13 protein-coding genes, 4 pseudogenes and 1 riboswitch are annotated in these 16,902 nt (G+C 71.1%); of the genes and pseudogenes, 6 read left to right on the plus strand and 11 right to left on the minus strand.

Translation table 11 applies throughout. The annotated features are described in order from the left end of the window. Positions 1 to 40 precede the first annotated feature (40 nt). Positions 41 to 1,123 (plus strand): zinc-dependent alcohol dehydrogenase family protein, encoded by a 1,083-nt coding sequence (locus OG259_RS38260; RefSeq protein WP_328946448.1) that lies wholly within the window; start codon positions 41 to 43, stop codon positions 1,121 to 1,123. A gap of 251 nt (positions 1,124 to 1,374) precedes the next feature. On the opposite strand, the gene OG259_RS38265 is transcribed toward OG259_RS38260, so the two are convergent. Then, complete coding sequence (locus OG259_RS38265) at positions 1,375 to 2,364, minus strand: Acg family FMN-binding oxidoreductase (protein WP_443052086.1); 990 nt, start codon at positions 2,362 to 2,364, stop codon at positions 1,375 to 1,377. Between the two features lie 22 nt (positions 2,365 to 2,386). Then, positions 2,387 to 3,010, minus strand: coding sequence for a CBS domain-containing protein (locus tag OG259_RS38270; RefSeq protein WP_328946450.1), 624 nt, complete (start codon positions 3,008 to 3,010; stop codon positions 2,387 to 2,389). A gap of 320 nt (positions 3,011 to 3,330) precedes the next feature. On the opposite strand from OG259_RS38270, the gene OG259_RS38275 reads away from it, so the two are divergent. Further along, a complete protein-coding gene (locus OG259_RS38275) occupies positions 3,331 to 5,067 on the plus strand; it encodes a sensor histidine kinase (RefSeq protein ID WP_328947298.1) in 1,737 nt (578 codons plus the stop codon). 3 nt (positions 5,068 to 5,070) lie between these two features. Here OG259_RS38275 and OG259_RS38280 read toward each other — a convergent pair whose 3' ends face one another. Further along, positions 5,071 to 5,757, minus strand: a complete 687-nt coding sequence (locus OG259_RS38280) for a response regulator transcription factor (RefSeq protein WP_328946451.1) — start codon at positions 5,755 to 5,757, stop codon at positions 5,071 to 5,073. A gap of 343 nt (positions 5,758 to 6,100) precedes the next feature. Here OG259_RS38280 and OG259_RS38285 point away from each other — a divergent pair, with 343 nt between their 5' ends. Then, on the plus strand, positions 6,101 to 6,883 hold the full coding sequence (locus OG259_RS38285; RefSeq protein WP_328946452.1) for an SAM-dependent methyltransferase: 783 nt from the start codon (positions 6,101 to 6,103) through the stop codon (positions 6,881 to 6,883). A 129-nt stretch (positions 6,884 to 7,012) separates the two neighbouring features. Here the strand turns inward: OG259_RS38285 and OG259_RS38290 are convergent, their stop codons facing one another. The 5 genes from OG259_RS38290 to OG259_RS38310 all read right to left on the minus strand — a co-directional run bounded on the left by OG259_RS38290 (position 7,013) and on the right by OG259_RS38310 (position 13,624). Next, positions 7,013 to 7,609 carry a snapalysin family zinc-dependent metalloprotease gene (locus tag OG259_RS38290; protein WP_328946453.1) on the minus strand — a complete coding sequence of 199 codons (597 nt, stop codon included), beginning with the start codon at positions 7,607 to 7,609 and terminating at the stop codon, positions 7,013 to 7,015. Positions 7,610 to 7,869: 260 nt separating this feature from the next. Further along, positions 7,870 to 8,238 (minus strand): PRC-barrel domain-containing protein, encoded by a 369-nt coding sequence (locus OG259_RS38295; RefSeq protein ID WP_328946454.1) that lies wholly within the window; start codon positions 8,236 to 8,238, stop codon positions 7,870 to 7,872. 189 nt (positions 8,239 to 8,427) lie between these two features. Continuing rightward, a complete protein-coding gene (locus tag OG259_RS38300) occupies positions 8,428 to 10,317 on the minus strand; it encodes a propionyl-CoA synthetase (RefSeq protein ID WP_328946455.1) in 1,890 nt (629 codons plus the stop codon). Between the two features lie 273 nt (positions 10,318 to 10,590). Then, positions 10,591 to 12,921: a 5-methyltetrahydropteroyltriglutamate--homocysteine S-methyltransferase gene (gene metE, locus OG259_RS38305; protein ID WP_328946456.1), complete on the minus strand. Its 2,331-nt coding sequence runs from the start codon at positions 12,919 to 12,921 to the stop codon at positions 10,591 to 10,593. 164 nt (positions 12,922 to 13,085) lie between these two features. Then, positions 13,086 to 13,307: riboswitch (cobalamin riboswitch) on the minus strand. Positions 13,308 to 13,429: 122 nt separating this feature from the next. After that, complete coding sequence (locus OG259_RS38310) at positions 13,430 to 13,624, minus strand: lipopolysaccharide assembly protein LapA domain-containing protein (RefSeq protein WP_328946457.1); 195 nt, start codon at positions 13,622 to 13,624, stop codon at positions 13,430 to 13,432. A 332-nt stretch (positions 13,625 to 13,956) separates the two neighbouring features. Between OG259_RS38310 and OG259_RS41890 the strand changes: the two are divergent. The 3 genes and pseudogenes from OG259_RS41890 to OG259_RS38320 form a co-directional block, all read left to right on the plus strand. After that, positions 13,957 to 14,154 (plus strand): annotated as a pseudogene (locus OG259_RS41890) (mandelate racemase/muconate lactonizing enzyme family protein); the annotation flags it as partial. Further along, positions 14,149 to 14,346: pseudogene (locus OG259_RS41895) on the plus strand (mandelate racemase/muconate lactonizing enzyme family protein); the annotation flags it as partial. The pseudogenes OG259_RS41890 and OG259_RS41895, both read left to right, overlap by 6 nt. Positions 14,347 to 14,571: 225 nt before the next feature. Further along, the gene (locus OG259_RS38320) at positions 14,572 to 15,555 is read left to right on the plus strand and encodes a hypothetical protein (protein ID WP_328946459.1); all 984 of its coding nucleotides are present in this window, start codon (positions 14,572 to 14,574) and stop codon (positions 15,553 to 15,555) included. On the opposite strand, the pseudogene OG259_RS41900 reads toward OG259_RS38320, so the two are convergent. From OG259_RS41900 to OG259_RS38335, 3 genes and pseudogenes are all read right to left on the minus strand, one after another. Beyond that, positions 15,530 to 16,038: pseudogene (locus OG259_RS41900) on the minus strand (SMP-30/gluconolactonase/LRE family protein). The gene OG259_RS38320 and the pseudogene OG259_RS41900 overlap by 26 nt on opposite strands. Then, complete coding sequence (locus OG259_RS38330; RefSeq protein ID WP_443052087.1) at positions 15,966 to 16,493, minus strand: SMP-30/gluconolactonase/LRE family protein; 528 nt, start codon at positions 16,491 to 16,493, stop codon at positions 15,966 to 15,968. The pseudogene OG259_RS41900 and the gene OG259_RS38330 overlap by 73 nt, the downstream one beginning before the upstream one ends. Beyond that, a pseudogene (locus OG259_RS38335) lies at positions 16,490 to 16,891 on the minus strand (IclR family transcriptional regulator); the annotation flags it as partial. The pseudogene OG259_RS38335 and the gene OG259_RS38330, both read right to left, overlap by 4 nt. Positions 16,892 to 16,902 lie beyond the last annotated feature (11 nt).

Below are 16,902 nucleotides of genomic sequence, written 5' to 3' on the forward strand. Positions count from 1 at the left end.
AGGGAACACCCGAACGCGCGAGAGGAAGTGGGTGGGCGCCATGAAGGCAGCCGTCTTCCACGGCCCGGGCAGTGTCGCCTGGCAGGACGTACCGGACCCCGGCATCAAGGACCCCGGCGATGCGATCGTTCGGGTCGACGCCGTCACCATCTGCGGCACGGACCTGCACATCCTCAAGGGGGACGTGCCGGAGGTGACGCCCGGCCGGGTCCTCGGTCACGAGGCGGTGGGCACGGTCGTCGAGACAGGCCGGGACGTGCGTACCGTGCGCCCCGGGGACCGCGTCCTGATCTCCTGCATCTCGGCCTGCGGCCGGTGCCGCTTCTGCCGCGAGGGCCGCTACGGACAGTGCCGTGGTGGGGGAGGCTGGGTCCTCGGCCACACCATCGACGGCACACAGGCGGAGTACGTCCGGGTGCCGTTCGCCGATCTGTCCGTCCACCCGCTGCCGAACTCGGTCGACAGCTTCGACGCCGTCCTGCTCGCCGACATCTTCCCCACCTCCTACGAGGTGGGCGTCCTGAACGGCGGCGTCCGGCCGGCCGACACGGTCGTCGTGGTCGGTGCCGGTCCCATCGGTCTCGCCGCCATCGCCACGGCAGGCTTCTACAGCCCCGGACGGATCGTCGCCGTCGACCTCGCGGAGTCCCGGCTGGCCGCCGCCCGCAAGCTCGGCGCCGACGCCACCGCGACGGCCGACGAAGGTCCGGAGCAGCTCGTCGCGGATCTCACCGACGGCCTGGGTGCCGATGTCGTGATGGAGGCGGTGGGCGTCCCCGAGTCCTTCGAGATGTGCACGCGCATGGTCCGTCCCGGCGGGCGGGTCGCCAACATCGGCGTCCACGGCAAGCCGGCGGCCCTCCACCTCGAAGACCTGTGGATCAAGGACGTCACGATCACCACCGGCCTGGTCGACACCTCCTCCACCCCCATGCTGTTGCGCATGATGGCGGCCGGACGGCTGCCCGCGGCGGAACTGGTCACCCACCGCTTCGCACTCGACCAGATGGAGGAGGCCTACGATGTGTTCGGCCGCGCGGCCGACACCGGCGCCATCAAGGTCGCGCTCGGCGGCCCGCAGCACACGGCCGTGCAGATGCCCGACACTCCGGCCGCCGGATGAACGGTCCGCCCACGGGTCCTTCGCCGCCGCGCGGTGTCGTTCTCGACACCGCGCGGCGTTCTCCTCGACTCGGCTTCTCCGCACGCGGCGGCCTGGAAGACCGCGTTCGACACGTGTCTCGACGAGTCGACGCCCGAGGCGGGGCACGGGTGTGAGTCGACGCCCGAGGCGGGGGGCACGGGTGCCGTTCGACGCGGATGCCGAGTGCCGCCGCTTCGCGCCGGAGAGGGCTTCAGTCGAAGGTGAGCACCTCAGTCGAAGGTGAGCACCTCGGAGACCGGCCGACGTGGTGTGGACCGCCCCTTCGGGCCGTAACCGAGGCGGATGACCATGTGGACGAAACCGGTCGCGGACTCCGGATCGCGTGCGACGGAGCGGAGTTCGGGCCACTCCAGGGGCTGGGACATGAGGGAGGTCGACAGTCCGTCGAGGGTGGCCTGGAGCAGAACCCGTTGCAGCCCCTGGCCGGCCGTCAGCCACTGCCGAGGAGTGTCCTCGGCCGTGCTGAGGAGGGCGATCTGGGGCTCCTTCTCGAAGCGCGCCGTGGCCCGCTCCGGCACGTGCCGAGGTGAGTCGAAGTCGCGGATCGGCGAGGTGACGTCGTACTGCCGCGGCCCGAAGGCGTACGAGGGGATGCCCTCGGTCGCGGAGCCCTCGCCGGAGGTACCCGTGCGGGTCCAGGCGGCGATCTCCGCGCGAACCGCCTCGTCGGCGGCCTCCAACCGCTCGGATTCGTGGACGATCCCGAGCACGGTGTCGGTGTGCCAGGCCCCCGGGACGACCAGCCGGCAGCCCTCCAGGAGGGCCGCGGCGCGCAGACCGTCGATCAGCTCGGAGGGGATCCGCTCCTCGGTGAAGGGGAAACGGCTGGTGTGGCGCCGAGGCAAGGCGGCGTGGAGCGCGGTGAGGCCGCCGTCGGTGTCGTCGGGGCCGTGGAGTTCCACGTCGGCGAAGTGCCATGGGTCCTCGGGTCGGGGCAGGAGTCGGACGACGGCGTGCCGGCCCCGGTGCGCGGCGGCGACCCTCAGGCCGAACAGGGCGGCGCCGCAGCCGAGATGGAGAGCACGGTGGTCGGGGTCCTCCTGGGGCATGCGGCGCAGCGGGTCGCCGTGCAGCTCGATGACACCGGAGCCCGTCGGGTGGACGAACCTCCAGGGCTGCGCGTTGTGCATCGAGGGAGCTTTGACGGCATCTTCGATCAGTGACGTCACGAGCGGTCGGGTCAGAGCGGTGGTAGACACGGTTCGTCCTGTCTGCGGTGGGTCACCAGATGACCGGATGGGGAGTGCGGGCCGGGGCTGCGGGGGGCGTGTCGTCCTCGTGGAAGGTCAGCCGGTCCACGACGGCGACGACACCGTCCACGCTCTCGGCGAGTCGGACGAGCATCAATGCCTGGCTTCGCCGCCGGACACGACCTGCGAGCGTCACCACACCGTCGAGGACGTGCACGTCCACCGCGTTCCCGGGCAGGTTCATGACCTCCGCGAGGACGTCCTCACGGATGCCGTCGCGTACCTCCGCGTCCGGGCGGAGATAGACGCACAGCAGATCGCGGCGGGTCACGATGCCCACCAGACGCTCTTCCTCGTCGACCACCGGGAGGCGCTCGACGCCGCGACGCACCATCAGCCGTGCCGCGTCCGCCACCGTCTCCTCGGCGTGAACCGTGATGGCCGGCCGGGTCATCAGGCCCCGGGCCGTCAGCTCGTCGCGGGCCAGGAGATCGCTCTCGGAGACGACTCCGACGACGTGGTCGTCGTCGTCCACCACCGGGACCCCGGTGATGTCGTGTTCGGCGAGCAGCTTCGCCACTTCCTTGAACGAGGTCGCGGGGACGGCGGAGACCACGTCGTCGGTCATGAGACCGCCGATCTTCATGTGCTTCATCGCCGTTCCTCCTGTTCGGGGATCGGAGGGTGAGGAAGGGGCGGCTTCCCGTGTCACCACCCTCCGACGCGCGCGTGGCGGGCGGCGAGGGCCGAATGGTCCACCGTCCCTGGTCTGAGCGGCCCTCGGACGTACGGGGACCGGCTGCCAGGGTGGAGACGGTCCATCGGGCCACGTAAGGAGAGCCATGGCTTTGCCTCGGCTCGCTCCGTACGAACCGCGTTCCACCCGAGGACCTGACGACAGGACCACAGGCCGTCCCCGGACTACCGTGAACGTGGGTGTGTCACGTGTGCAGGGAGACCCGGGCGGAGGGTGCGATGGGCGGCCAGGAGAACCCGGGATCTGCGGGCCCCAGGATCCCGCGGCTGAAACTGGACGAACTGCTCGAGGAGCTCCAGGTACGCATCGACGAGGTGCGGGGCACCCGGGACCGCCTCAAAGGGCTGCTCGAAGCCGTGATGTCCGTGGGCCGGGAACTCGACCTGCCCCAGGTGCTGCGCGGCATCGTCGAGGCGGCGGTGACCCTCGTGGACGCCGAGTACGGGGCGCTGGGCGTCATCGGCGGCGACGAGAAGCTCTCCGCATTCATCCCCATCGGCATCGACGACGATCTGCGTGCCCGGATCGGGGAGCTGCCCTCGGGCCACGGCATCCTCGGCGAGCTGATCCGGAACCCCGAGCCGCTGCGCCTGTCCGAGCTGTCCGACCATCCCGCCTCGTACGGCTTCCCTGCGCACCACCCACCGATGCACACGTTCCTCGGCGTCCCCATCCGCGTCCGCGACGAGGTCTTCGGCAACCTCTATCTCACCGAGAAGCGAGGCGCCGCCGACTTCGACGCCGAGGACGAGGCCGTCGTGACGACCCTGGCCGTCGCGGCGGGCATCGCCATCGAGAACGCCCGCCTCTATGAGGAGGGCAGACTCCGACAGCGCTGGCTGGTGGCGAGCTCGGACCTGACCAGCGCCCTGCTGTCCGGCGCCGAGGAGTCCGAGGTGCTGGGCGGGATGCTGGAGCAGGCGGTCGACATCGCGGGCGCCGACATGGGCGTCTTCTACCTGGTCGGGCCCGGCGGTGAACTGCGGGGTTCGCTGGCCTGCGGCGACGCGGCCGACGCGCACCGGGGCGTCGTGCTCCCGAGCAGCGAGGGCACCCTGGCCGCAGCCGCTCTGGCGAAGGACGGCCTTGTCACGGTGGCCGATGTCGAGTGCGACGAGCGGATCACGGTACAGCCCGAACGCTGGCAGGGCTTCGGACCGGCGGTCGCGGTGACGGTCGGTACGAAGGAACGACTCAGCGGCGTGATGATCCTCGCGAGGCGCCGCGGCCGGACGCCGTTCGCGGGAGCCGAGATCGGCCCTCTCCCCGGATTCGCCGGGCAGGCGGCCCTGGCCCTCGAACTCGCCGACCGGCGCCGCGACGCCGAACAGGTGAGTCTTCTGGAGGACCGGGACCGGATCGCCCGCGACCTGCACGACCTCGCGATCCAGCGTCTCTTCGCCACCGGCATGACCCTGCAGAGCGCTCGCCGGTTCGTCGAACACCCGGAGGCAGCGGACCGGCTGACCAGGGCGATCGACGACCTGGACGCCACCATCAAGATCATCCGGTCGACCATCTTCGGCCTGCGGGAACACGACACCCCCGGAGCCGCCCCGAAGCTCAGGAATCGCATCGTCAAGACGGTCGACTCGGCCGCCTCGACACTCGGATACGCCCCCGCCCTGCGCATGGAGGGCCTGCTCGACACGGACGTGCCGGCCGAAGCGGCCGAGGAAGTGATCGCGGTCATCGGCGAAGCCCTCACCAACGTGGCCCGGCACGCAGAGGCCCGCCACACGGAGGTGGCCGTCGTCGCCGAGGGCGGCGTCCTGGCGGTGACGGTGAGCGACGACGGTGTCGGTATCCCGCAGGGCGGAGCGCGCAGCGGTCTGCGGAACCTCGGCGAACGGGCCGAACGCCTGGGCGGCGACCTGTCGGTCCGCACACGACCGGAGCCGACGGGTGGCACGGTTCTCGAATGGCGGGTTCCCCTGTCGGCCGGTCAGGATTGAGGGCTACTTCTCCTCGTTGTCGTGCTCGTGGACCTGCGCGGCGATGACGGCGGCCTGCACACGACGTTCCACGCCCAGCTTGGCCAGCAGGCGCGAGATGTGGTTCTTGACCGTCTTCTCCGACAGGTACAGCTGTTTGGCGATCTGCCGGTTGGTGAGCCCCTCGCCGATCAGGTCGAGCACGGACCGCTCCCGCTCGGACAGCACGGCAAGGCGCTCGTCCTCCGGCGGTTTCGCCGCCTCAGGGTCGCGCAGCGAGTGCATCAGGCGGGCGGTGGTGGCCGGGTCGAGCATCGACTGCCCGGTGGCGACGGTCCGTACCGCCGAGACGAGATCGGATCCCTTGATCTGCTTGAGGACGTATCCTGCCGCTCCCGCCATGATGGCGTCGATGAGGGCGTCCTCGTCGTCGAACGACGTCAGCATCAGGCACGCGAGCTCCGGCATGCGGGAGCGCAGCTCGCGGCACACGGAAATGCCGTCACCGTCCGGCAGCCGCACGTCGAGCACGGCCACATCGGGCCGCAGCGCCGGCCCCCTGGCGAGGGCCTGGTCCGCCGTCCCCGCCTCCCCGACCACCTGCATGTCGGGCTCGTCGTCGATGAGATCGCGCAACCCCCGGCGGACGACCTCATGATCGTCCACGAGGAAGACCCGAGTGGGTGAGTCGGCGCCCGGCAGCTCGGTCATCGCGATCCCTGAGGTGAGTGGAACCCTGCCCGCCCCTCATAAGGATTGTCCGCCATGAGACGAGTTCAGTCGTCTTCAGGCGTCCTCGTGGGCACCGGCACCCGCTGACGACCCCCTCCGGACATGCCGGCGTCGTTCACCACGGGCAGCCGTTCCACTCTGCGTGTGGCCACAGCCACGACCTGTGCACCCCGCAGGCCGGCATCAAGCCCACCTCGGAGGGCGTGGACAGCGACACGCTCGCGGGGCCGCCGGGCGCGACCTGGCGGCGGACACGTGAACAATGGGGGTAATGAGCCATCGCCACAAGGGAGTTGCCGAAGCTCCGCGATACGTTGAGGGTGTGACTGACATGGAATCGCGTATCGACACGTCCCGGCCGCACACCGCCCGGATATGGAACTACTGGACCGGCGGCAAGGACAACTACCCGGTCGACCGGGAGGCGGGCGACATGATCCGGGAGCTGCATCCCGGGATCGGGGAGTACGCGAAGGCGGACCGGCTGTTTCTGGGGCGGGCGGTGCGGTACCTGGCCGAGCGGGAGGGCATCCGGCAGTTCCTGGACATTGGGACGGGGCTGCCGAGCGCCGACAACACGCACGAGGTCGCTCAGCGCGTCGCCCCCGACGCGCGTGTCGTGTACGTGGACAACGACCCGCTCGTGCTGGCGCACGCCCGTGCCCTGCTGGTCGGGACGCCCGAGGGTCACACCGACTACCTGGACGCCGATCTGCGGGACGTCGACACGATCCTGGCCGCCGCGGCGAAGACGCTCGATCTCTCGCAGCCGGTCGCTCTGATGCTGCTCGGGGTGGTCATCTTCGTCGAGGACGACGAGGAGTCGTACGCGATCGTCCGCCGGCTCATGGACGCGCTCGCCCCCGGCAGTCACCTCGTCCTGTCGCACACGGTCACCCACCCCGACATGCCGGACGTCGACGCGGCGGTGGCGTTCTGGAACGAGCACGGCACGCCGAAGCTCACCCAGCGGACTCCTGCCGCCGTCGCCCGCTACTTCGACGGCCTGGAGCTGCTCGACCCCGGGGTGGTGTCCTGCTCCGCGTGGCGGCCGGAGACGCCGACGGCGGATGTCGCGATGTACGCGGGCGTCGGCCGTAAGTAAGGGTTCACGGCCCTGCCCTCTGCCGGGTTCCACCGCCTTGCCGTACGGCGACGGCAGGGCGCCCGATCGTGGACTCCGATCGGGCGCCCTGCTTTTCCGGGCCTCGGCTACGGGGCTTCGGTCACGCGTTTACGGGGCGTCCACGAGGGTTCGGCCGTCGGTGGCGACGAGTGCGGCGGCGCCGTTGGCGTAGGCGGACTCCACCCGGGCCTGCTCGGTCGCGTCGGGGATCGCGTTCACGCACGCCGTACCGGCGCTGGACCCCGACATCAACTGCGAGCACGGGCCGGGCTTGGTGTCGGGGAGGCCCAGGCTGTGGCCGAGTTCATGAGCGGCGATACGGGTCTTGTCGTACCCCTGGCTCACCGCCTGGCTCCCGAGTTCGACACGGACCTGCCTGCCCGGACGGACGGGCCCGAGTGTGGCCTGGGGCCAGCCGGTGGTCGCCACGATCACGATCTCCGCCCGGGTGCCCGGTGCGGCCTCGACCAGCTTGACGTTGTCGACGTTCGCGTTCCACGAGGCGACGCCGGCGGTGATGGCCGCCTCCCAGCCTCCGGCCCGGCTGTCGTCGTAACGAAGTGTCACCACTGCCGACACGCTCGCGGGTGCCGTCGACGGTTCCGTCACAGGGGTGGGTGCGGCGTTCGCCGTCGTGGCCGTTGCCGTGGCCAGGACGACTGCGAAGCCGACGGTGGCCGTCTTCAGCCATGTGTAGGGAGACATGCTGCTCCTTCACTCGTGGGGGGCCCGGAACCTGGCGGAACCGAGAGTGGGGCAGGGGTGGCGCTGGTACCGGTCGACCTGGCGGTCGGGTCGCCGATCCTCCGGGGCCTTCCGACGGTATGCTCCCGCCCCCTCATAAGTCATGCACCTGACACGTCAACTTCGGTCAACTTCATTGTCCTGAAGGGGAGTTAGAAGGGCGGGCGCAGACGACGGAGGGCCCGAACTCGTCGAGTTCGGGCCCTCCGTCGCGCGAGGGTTCAGACGATTCGGATACCGAACGGGCCGCCCAACATGTAGTAGGTGCCCAGCTCGTGGCGGTAGGCGGGGTCGTCCAAGTGCTTGTCGCGGTGGAACGCGGGAGCGTCCTTGATCTGCTCCTTGGTCCCGTCGACGAAGATCTTCCGTTCGTCCAGATCGATCCGGACGACGGTGCCGGCCGGCAGGAGGACTTCCTTGCCGAAGATCCAGGCGCCGGTGTCCACGACCAGATAGGCGTCATCGACCTCGTCGGAGTGCTTGTCCACCTTCCCGATGCCGCCGTCGGTCGCCTCGACCTTGTAGCCGGTCAGATCGGTACCGGCCAGGTGGCCCGCGGTCGACTTGTAGCTCCACACGTGCTCGGTCACGCGAAAACAACTCCTCCGGTAGGCAGAGGGCGGCGTGAGGTTCCCTCGTCGCCCTCCCTTTTCCGTGTGTCGTACGCGGCGGGTGGCGTGCCCGCCTGAACTCCGCCTGCCCCGGCTTCGGCACCCCATGCCCTCGATCACCGACGGGATCGATTCCGCCGTTTCAGCGCGCGTGTGGCCGAGACCGGTTCATGGGGTGTGACCGGCGCGTCGGAGAACGGGGCGCAGGGCGTCGATGACGCTCGCGTCGTCGACGGTGGAGGGGATGGGCTCGTCGTGGCCGTCGGCGATGCCGCGCATCGTCTTGCGAAGGATCTTTCCCGAGCGGGTCTTGGGCAGAGCTGCCACGACCGCCACGTCCTTGAGGGAGGCGACGGCGCCGATGCGGTCGCGTACGAGCTGGACGAGTTCCCCCTCGACCTCACCGGGATCGCGGGCGGCACCGGCTTTCAGTACGACGAAGCCCCGCGGCACCTGCCCCTTGAGGGCGTCGGCGACACCGATGACCGCGCACTCGGCGACGTCGGGGTGGGCGGCCAGGGCCTCCTCCATGCTGCCCGTGGACAGCCGGTGTCCGGCGACGTTGATGACGTCGTCCGTGCGGCCCATGACGAAGACGTAGCCGTCCGCGTCGATGTGCCCGCTGTCGCCCGTGAGGTAGTAGCCGTCGTAGGCGGACAGGTAGGAGGTGACGTAGCGGTCGTCGTCGTTCCAGAGGGTGGGGAGCGCTCCGGGTGGCAGGGGGAGTCCGACCACGATCGCGCCGTCGACGCCTTCGGGTACCGGCTCGCCCGAGGGGTCGAGGACATGGACGTCCCAGCCGGGCAGCGGGCGGCTGGGAGAGCCGGGTTTGACGGGGGCGGCTTCGATCCCGACCGGGTTGGCGACGATGGGCCAGCCGGTCTCGGTCTGCCACCAGTGGTCGATCACCGGGACCTCCAGGAGAGCGCTCGCCCAGCGATAGGTCTCGGGGTCGAGGCGCTCGCCGGCGAGGAAGAGGTAGCGAAGGTGGGAGAGGTCGTGGTCCGCGGCCAGCGTTCCCTCCGGGTCCTCCTTGCGGATGGCACGGAAGGCGGTGGGCGCCGTGAACATGGTCTTGACCCGGTAGTCGGCCGCGACGCGCCAGAACTGCCCCGCGTCCGGTGTGCCCACCGGCTTGCCCTCGTACAGGACGGTCGTGGCGCCGACCAGCAGGGGCCCGTAGACGATGTACGAATGACCGACGACCCAGCCCACGTCGGATCCGGTGAACATCGTCTCGCCCGCGCCGATGTCGTACACGGCGCCCATCGACCAGTGCAGGGCGACCGCGTGGCCGCCGCAGTCACGCACCACTCCCTTGGGCTTTCCGGTCGTTCCGGACGTGTAGAGGATGTACAGGGGATCGTTCGCGGGTACGGGAACGCATGCGGCCGGCGATGAACCGGCCACCAAATCGGCCCAGTCGAGGTCGTCGGGCCCCAGCTCGGCCGGCGCCTGCGGCCGTTGCAGGACCACGCTCTTCTCCGGCTTGTGGGCGGCGAGCTCGATCGCCCGGTCGAGCAGCGGCTTGTACTCGATGACACGCTTGCCTTCGATGCCGCAGGAGGCGGAGACGACCACCTTGGGGGCGGCGTCGTCGATGCGGAGGGCGAGTTCGCGCGGGGCGAACCCGCCGAAGACGACCGAGTGGACCGCGCCGATGCGCGCGCAGGCCAGCATCGCGACGGCGGCCTCCGGAACCATCGGCATGTAGATCACCACCCGGTCGCCGCGCCCCACGCCGAGCCGGGCGAGCGCCCCGGCGAAGACCGCCACCTCGTCCCGCAGCTGCGCGTAGGTGTAGGTCCGACGGGTGTCGGTGACGGGGGAGTCGTAGACGAGCGCGGGCTGGTCGCCGCGGCCCGCTTCGACGTGCCGGTCGAGCGCGTTGAAGCAGACGTTGAGCCGCCCGTCGGGAAACCAGCGGTAGAAGGGCGCGCCCGAGGAGTCCAGTGCTCTCCGGGGAACGACATCCCAGTCGATGCCCCCGGCGGCGTCGAGCCAGAAGTTCTCCGGGTCTTCCATGCTGGCGCGGAAGACATCCTCGTACATTCCCATCGCGGACTCCTCTGTCGCGTCAGGGTTCCTTCGCCGTGGGGTGGGACTGCGGCTGCGTCTGTCGGCTGCGGCGCACAGCGCGGGGGAGGACCACGCCTACCGTATGTCGGCGGACAGGGTCGAGCGAGGCACCGGTGACGTGAGTTCGACAACGGGTCGGCGCCCGAACTCGACGAAGCCGGGCGCCCGCGACCTGTGGCCGTGGTGCCGGGGCGGGGCGGGGCGTGCCGATCCGGGTCGGGCGCGCGGGGCGCCCGACCCGGACCCGCGGGATCAGGCGGTCACGTCGGCATCGGCCAGGTCCGCGCGGACTTCACGGGCGGCGGCGACGAGGTTCTCCAGCGAGGCCCTGGTCTCGGGCCAACCTCGGGTCTTCAGGCCGCAGTCGGGGTTGACCCACAGGCGCTCGGCGGGGATGGCTTCGAGTCCCTTGCGGAGGAGGGCGGCCGCCTCCTCGGTGCTGGGGACGCGCGGGGAGTGGATGTCCCAGACGCCGGGTCCGGCCTCGCGCGGGTAGCCGTGCTCGGCGAGTTCGTCGGCGACCTGCATGTGGGAGCGGGCCGCCTCCAGGCTGATGACGTCGGCGTCGAGGTCGTCGATGGCCTGGACGATGTCGCCGAACTCGGCGTAGCACATGTGGGTGTGGATCTGGGTGTCCGGCCGGACGCCGCTGGTGGTGAGGCGGAAGGACTCGGTCGCCCAGGCCAGGTAGCCCGCATGGTCGGCGGCGCGCAGCGGGAGCGTCTCGCGCAGGGCCGGTTCGTCGACCTGGATGACCGATGTGCCCGCCGCCTCAAGGTCGTCGACCTCGTCGCGCAGGGCGAGTGCCACCTGCCGGGCGGTCTCCCCGAGCGGCTGGTCGTCGCGTACGAAGGACCAGGCGAGCATGGTCACCGGGCCGGTCAGCATGCCCTTGACGGGCTTCGAGGTCTGCGACCGGGCGTACGTCGTCCATCGCACGGTCATCGGTTCGGGGCGGGAGATGTCCCCGGCCAGGACCGGGGGCCGGACGTAGCGGGTGCCGTACGACTGGACCCAGCCGTGCTGGGTGGCCAGATAGCCGGTGAGCTGCTCGGCGAAGTACTGCACCATGTCGTTGCGTTCGGGCTCGCCGTGCACGAGCACGTCGACGCCGGTCTTCTCCTGGAAGGAGAGGACCTCGCGGATCTCGTCCTTGATCCGCTCCTCGTACGCGGCGGCGTCGATCCGGCCGGCGCGCAGGTCGGCGCGGGCCACGCGGAGCTCCTCGGTCTGCGGGAACGAGCCGATGGTGGTGGTCGGCAGCACGGGAAGCCCCAGGAGGGCACGCTGGGCGGTGGCCCGCACCGCATACGGCTGGGAACGCCGACCGTCCGCGTCGGTGACGGCCGCGGTACGGGCGCGGACCGCGGGGTCGTGGGTGAGGGCGGAGCCGGCTCGGGAGGCGAGGCCGGCGCGGTTGGCGGCCAGCTCGGCGGTGATCACGCCGGTGCCCTGGGCGAGTCCACGGGCGAGGGTGGAGACCTCGGTGGCCTTCTGGCGGGCGAAGGACAGCCAGCGCCGGATCTGCGGGTCGATGTCCCGTTCGGCGGTCGCGTCCAGCGGCACGTGGAGCAGCGAGCAGGAGGCGGCGACGTCGACCTGGTCGGCGAGCCCGAGCAGGGTGCCGAGAGTGGCCAGGGACTTCCGGTAGTCGTTGATCCAGATGTTGCGGCCGTTGACCACGCCCGCGACCAGGCGCTTGCCGGGCAGCCCGCCGACCGTGGCGAGGTCGTCGAGGTTCGCTGCGGCGGCCCCGGTGAAGTCGAGGGCGAGACCTTCGACGGGGGCTGCGGCGAGTACCGGGAGGGCGTCGCCGAGCCGGTCGAAGTACGAGGCGACGAGCAGCCTGGGCCGGTCGGTGGCACGACCCAGGTCGCGGTAGGCGCGGGCGGCGGCGTTCAGCTCGGCCGGGGTGCGGTCCTGGACCAGGGCGGGTTCGTCCAGTTGCACCCACTCGGCGCCGGCCGCGCGGAGGTCGGCGAGCACCTGGGCGTACACCGGCAGCAGCCGGTCGAGGAGGGTCAGCGGCTCGAAGTCCCCGGCCACGCCGGGGGCGGGCTTGCCGAGCAGTAGGTAGGTGAGGGGGCCGACGAGGACCGGGCGGGCGGTGTGCCCGAGGGCGAGGGCCTCCTTCAGCTCGGCGACCTGCTTGCGGGAGTCGGCGGTGAACGTGGTGTCGGGGCCGAGCTCGGGGACCAGGTAGTGGTAGTTGGTGTCGAACCACTTGGTCATCTCCAGCGGGGCGACGTCCTGCGTGCCGCGGGCCATCGCGAAGTACCCGTCGAGGGTGCCCGCCTCGACGGCGGCGCGGTGGCGAGCCGGGACGGCGCCGACCATGACGCTGGTGTCCAGGACGTGGTCGTAGTACGAGAAGTCACCGGTCGGCACTTCGTTGATGCCGGCCTCGGTCAGCCGCTGCCAGTTCGATCGGCGCAGGCCGGCCGCGGTCCGACGAAGGGCGTCAGCGGTGACGCGGCCCTTCCAGTAGCCCTCGACGGCCTTCTTCAGTTCACGGTTCTGCCCCTGACGGGGGTACCCGTACACGGTGGCTCGTGCTGCCGCGGCTGCGGGCTTCGGTGTCACGGAACTCTCCTTCGCGAGATGTGTCCAGAACATCCCGGGGACGGAACGCGGACGCGAAGGAGACGACAGAACGGGCGGCCCACGTCGCGGAGGGTCCCGCGCGTGCCGCTCGCTGTGTACGCCGACCCGCCCACGAGGTCACCGAGAAAGCCGCACGGGAATCGTCCACGCGCGGGCAACGGGCAGGTCTTCGGACTCACGGGCACGCCCTCCTCGTGGAGGACACCTACTGGCCGTCGCTTCCCAGGACCGTTGTCCGGTCCCAGTGCGTATGACGGCGGTCGTTCCCGCTCACCGCTGCGGGGCAGTCCCGGATTCTCACCGGGTTCCCTCTTACGACGCCTCCCGCCTGGCGGACGGGGCGAACCAGCTGCACCGCCACCTTAGGCGCGCGAACGAGGACTGCACACCTCTGACCGCATGCCGGACCGTGAACAGGGCGTCCGTGGCCTCGTCGACCACACCGCACCGTGAACAGGGCGTCCGCGACCTCGTCGACCACACCGCCTCACCGTTGTGCGCGGCGCCGGGCGATGAGCAGGCCGAGGACGACGCCCACGAGGAGGGTGACGGTGAGGACGATCCAGAGCGGAAGCGTGACCGACGGGACCCACAGCCTGACGGTGACCGAACCGGTATTGGCCGCGATGAACCAGATGGCCAGGGCGGCGAGAACCACGAAACCGATGGTGCGCAGGCGCATGTCCCGCCCCTTGACCGTCAAGGTCGACGGTTCATGCGGCTTCCTGGCGGATTTCTGGGACATAGGGTCCATTATCGACCGATCTACGCGCCTGGTCGACCGCGCCGTCCACTGCTGCCCGCCGCAGATCGAGCATCGGCGGGCCTGGGTGCCGACGGAGACCGCACTCCGCGGACCCGTCGCGGTCGACACGGAGGCCTTCGTCCCCCATGAGGCGGCCTGCGTACGCGGGTGGTCCGACCTCTTGACGCCCCTCGTGCGGTCTCCCTACTGTCGCGCCAGAATTTCGAATGCATGACGAAATATCGAACGAGCGGCAAGGGGCAACCGCTGTGCGGATCACGGGAATCAGCACGCACGTCGCCGCAACGCCGTGGCGCAACCTGACCTACGTCCTGTTCCACACGGACGAGGGCCTGAACGGGGTCGGCGAGACCCGGATGCTCGGGCACACCGACGCGCTCCTCGGCTATCTCGGCGAGGCCGAGGCGAACCACATCGCGGGCTCGGACCCGTTCGCCGTCGCGGACGCCGAGATCAAGAAGGTGGTCAAGGGCGCCCCGCGGGTGGACCCGGAGACGGGCTGCTTCCACCTCTCCGAGGCGCCCGGCCTCGGTGTCGAACTCGACGTGGACGCGGCGGCCGAGTTCCCGCAGCAGCAGGCCCGATTCGACCTGTGGTCCGAGGGCTGGGAGCGACGTCGACCCCAGGGGGCCCGGTGAACGGCGAGGCCCTCGCCGTCCCGGCCGAGGCGCCGCTGGGGCCGTAGGCCGCGGGCGATCGATCCGGAGGCCGGACGCCGCCCCGCATCATCCCGTGTCCCGTGGGCCCCACCCCGGTGCCCCGGCCCATCCCGTGGGCCCCCGGCGCCCAGGCGCCCCGGTGGAGGAAAGTCCGTGTCCATTACTTCGAACCATGTCCGATATCTCGAACGTGAAGGACTGTCTGTGACCGACGCTCACTCCCCGACCTCCCGTCGGCCCGGCGAGCACGTGCTCGCCGCGCTGGGCCTCGGGGTCCCGGCCTTGTCCCCCGCCGACGCCTCGCCGCACACCTTCCCCGGTGGCGGCCGCTGGCGTACCGAGATTCCGTCCTGCGAGGGCCCCGAGGCGCTGGCCGTGGTCCTGGCGGAGGCCGAGCGGCTCGACGTACCGGTGCACCGGATCAGTCAGGGCAGCGGCGTGTGGATGCTCACCGATGCCGAGATCACCGAAATGGTCGCCGAGACCACCGAACGCGCCGTCGAGCTCTGTCTGTTCACCGGCCCGCGCGGCACCTGGGACATCGGCGGCTCCGTGCGCACCGACTCGCGAGGGGCCGGACCGCGTGCGCGTGGCCACGACGCCGTCGCGGGGTGCGTCGAGGACGCCGTCCGGGCCACCGAGCTGGGGGTGAAGTGCCTGCTCGTCGCCGACGAGGGCGTGCTGTGGGCGCTGCACCGGGCGCGCCTCAAGGGCATCGTCCCGGCCGACACCACGCTCAAGGTCTCCGCGCTGATCGGCCCGGTCAACCCCGCCTCGTACGCGGTGTACGAACGTCTCGGCGCCGACTCGATCAACGTGCCCAGCGACCTGACGCTCGATCACCTCACCGGCATTCGGCGGGTCTCCGCCGCCCCCATGGACATGTACATCGAGGCCCCCGACGACCTCGGCGGCTACGTGCGGATGTACGAGGTCGCCGAGCTGATCCGGCGCGGAGCACCGCTCTATCTGAAGTTCGGTCTGTCCAAGGCGCCCGGGATCTACCCCTACGGTTCCCATCTGCGGACGCTCGCCCTGGACACCGCCCGGGAGCGGGTGCGGCGCGGCCGTCTCTCCCTGGACCTGCTCGCCCGGCACGGCGCGGACGGCGCGATGGCGCCGCTCGGTTCCCGGCTGCCGGGGTTCCTGAAGCGCTTCGATCTCAACGACGAGAAGAACGAGGACTGATGACCATGCGCAACCGCAGAGCCGTCCTGACCGGCGCCATCGGCATCGCGATGCCGACCCAGTCCTCCGAGCGGTGGATCGCCGACGGAAAGAACGTCGTCAAGAGCCTGGAGGGGAAGGGGTGCAAGACCTCGCCCGGCACGACCAAGAGGGAGCCGGACAGCGGGTGCGGGCGATCCAGGCCGGTCCGCGCCGTCGTCACGTACAGATCGGTCAGGTCGGGCCCGCCGAACGCGCAGGCCGTCGGCCGGCGCACGGGCAGTTCCACGACCCGGTCGAGCGCCCCGGACGGCGTGTGGCGGCGCACCGCCCCGCCGCCCCACAGTGCCACCCACACGCATCCGTCGGCGTGACGGCGAGCCCGTCGGGGAAGCCCGCGCCGTTCTCGACGACGGCCAGCGGGCGGCGGTTCAGCGGGTCCTGGGTCCCGGGGCCGACGCCGAAGACGTCGACGCGGCGGGTGGGCGAGTCGATGGAGTACATCCGCCGCCCGTCAGGACTCCAGCCGGTGCCGTTGCCGATGGCGACATCGCCGAGACCGTCCGGACCGTGCCGCCGGGCGCCACCCGGGACAGGGTTCCGCCACCGGGCGCCTCGTCGTAGCGCATGGTGCACGCCCTCAGCGCCCCGTCGGGGGCGACGGCGGAGTCGTTGCCGCGGCGGCCCGGCACCGGCTCGTGGTGCAGCCGACTGAAGGCGCCCTGAGCGTCGTAAACCCCCACGCCGTCACGGAGGTTGACGGCGAGACCGCCGCTCGCGCGCGGCTTGGCCGCGCCCACGTGCTGCTCGGCGGCGAGGACGGTGCGGCGCCCGGACGCCGGGTCGTACGTGTGCACCCGGGAGCCCAGGATGTCGACCCAGACCAGCCGCCCCACGGCCGGATCCCACGTCGGGCCGTCACCGAGTTCGGCGCGCTCCCGGACCGCGACCTCGATCATGCCGTCCTCCGGTGGCCGAGCCGCTCGGAGAGTTCCGTGGCCCCCTCGACCACCAGGTCCTCCAGCTCGGCGCGGCGCGTCTCGCTCCAGCGGATCGTCGGCGCGGAGATCGACAGGGCGGCGACCACCCGGCCGGAACGGTCACGGACGGGCGCGGCCACGCAGGAGACGTCCGGGTTCGACTCCCTGTCCTCCGTGGCGATTCCGCGCCGCCGCACCTCCGCGAGCGCCGCGCGCAGGTCGGCCGGGTCGGTGACGCTGTGCGGGGTCATCGCGACCAGCTCGGCCCCGTCGGGGACACCGTCCGCCGGCTCCTCCTCGGGCAGCGAGGCGAGCAGCATCTTGCATACTGCCCCGTCGTCCGCACCCCGTGAGCGACGAGCCGCGGAGGTCCGCCTCCGGTCTCGGC

Origin of the sequence: Streptomyces sp. NBC_00250 (assembly GCF_036192275.1) — a bacterium.
GTDB lineage: Bacteria > Actinomycetota > Actinomycetes > Streptomycetales > Streptomycetaceae > Streptomyces.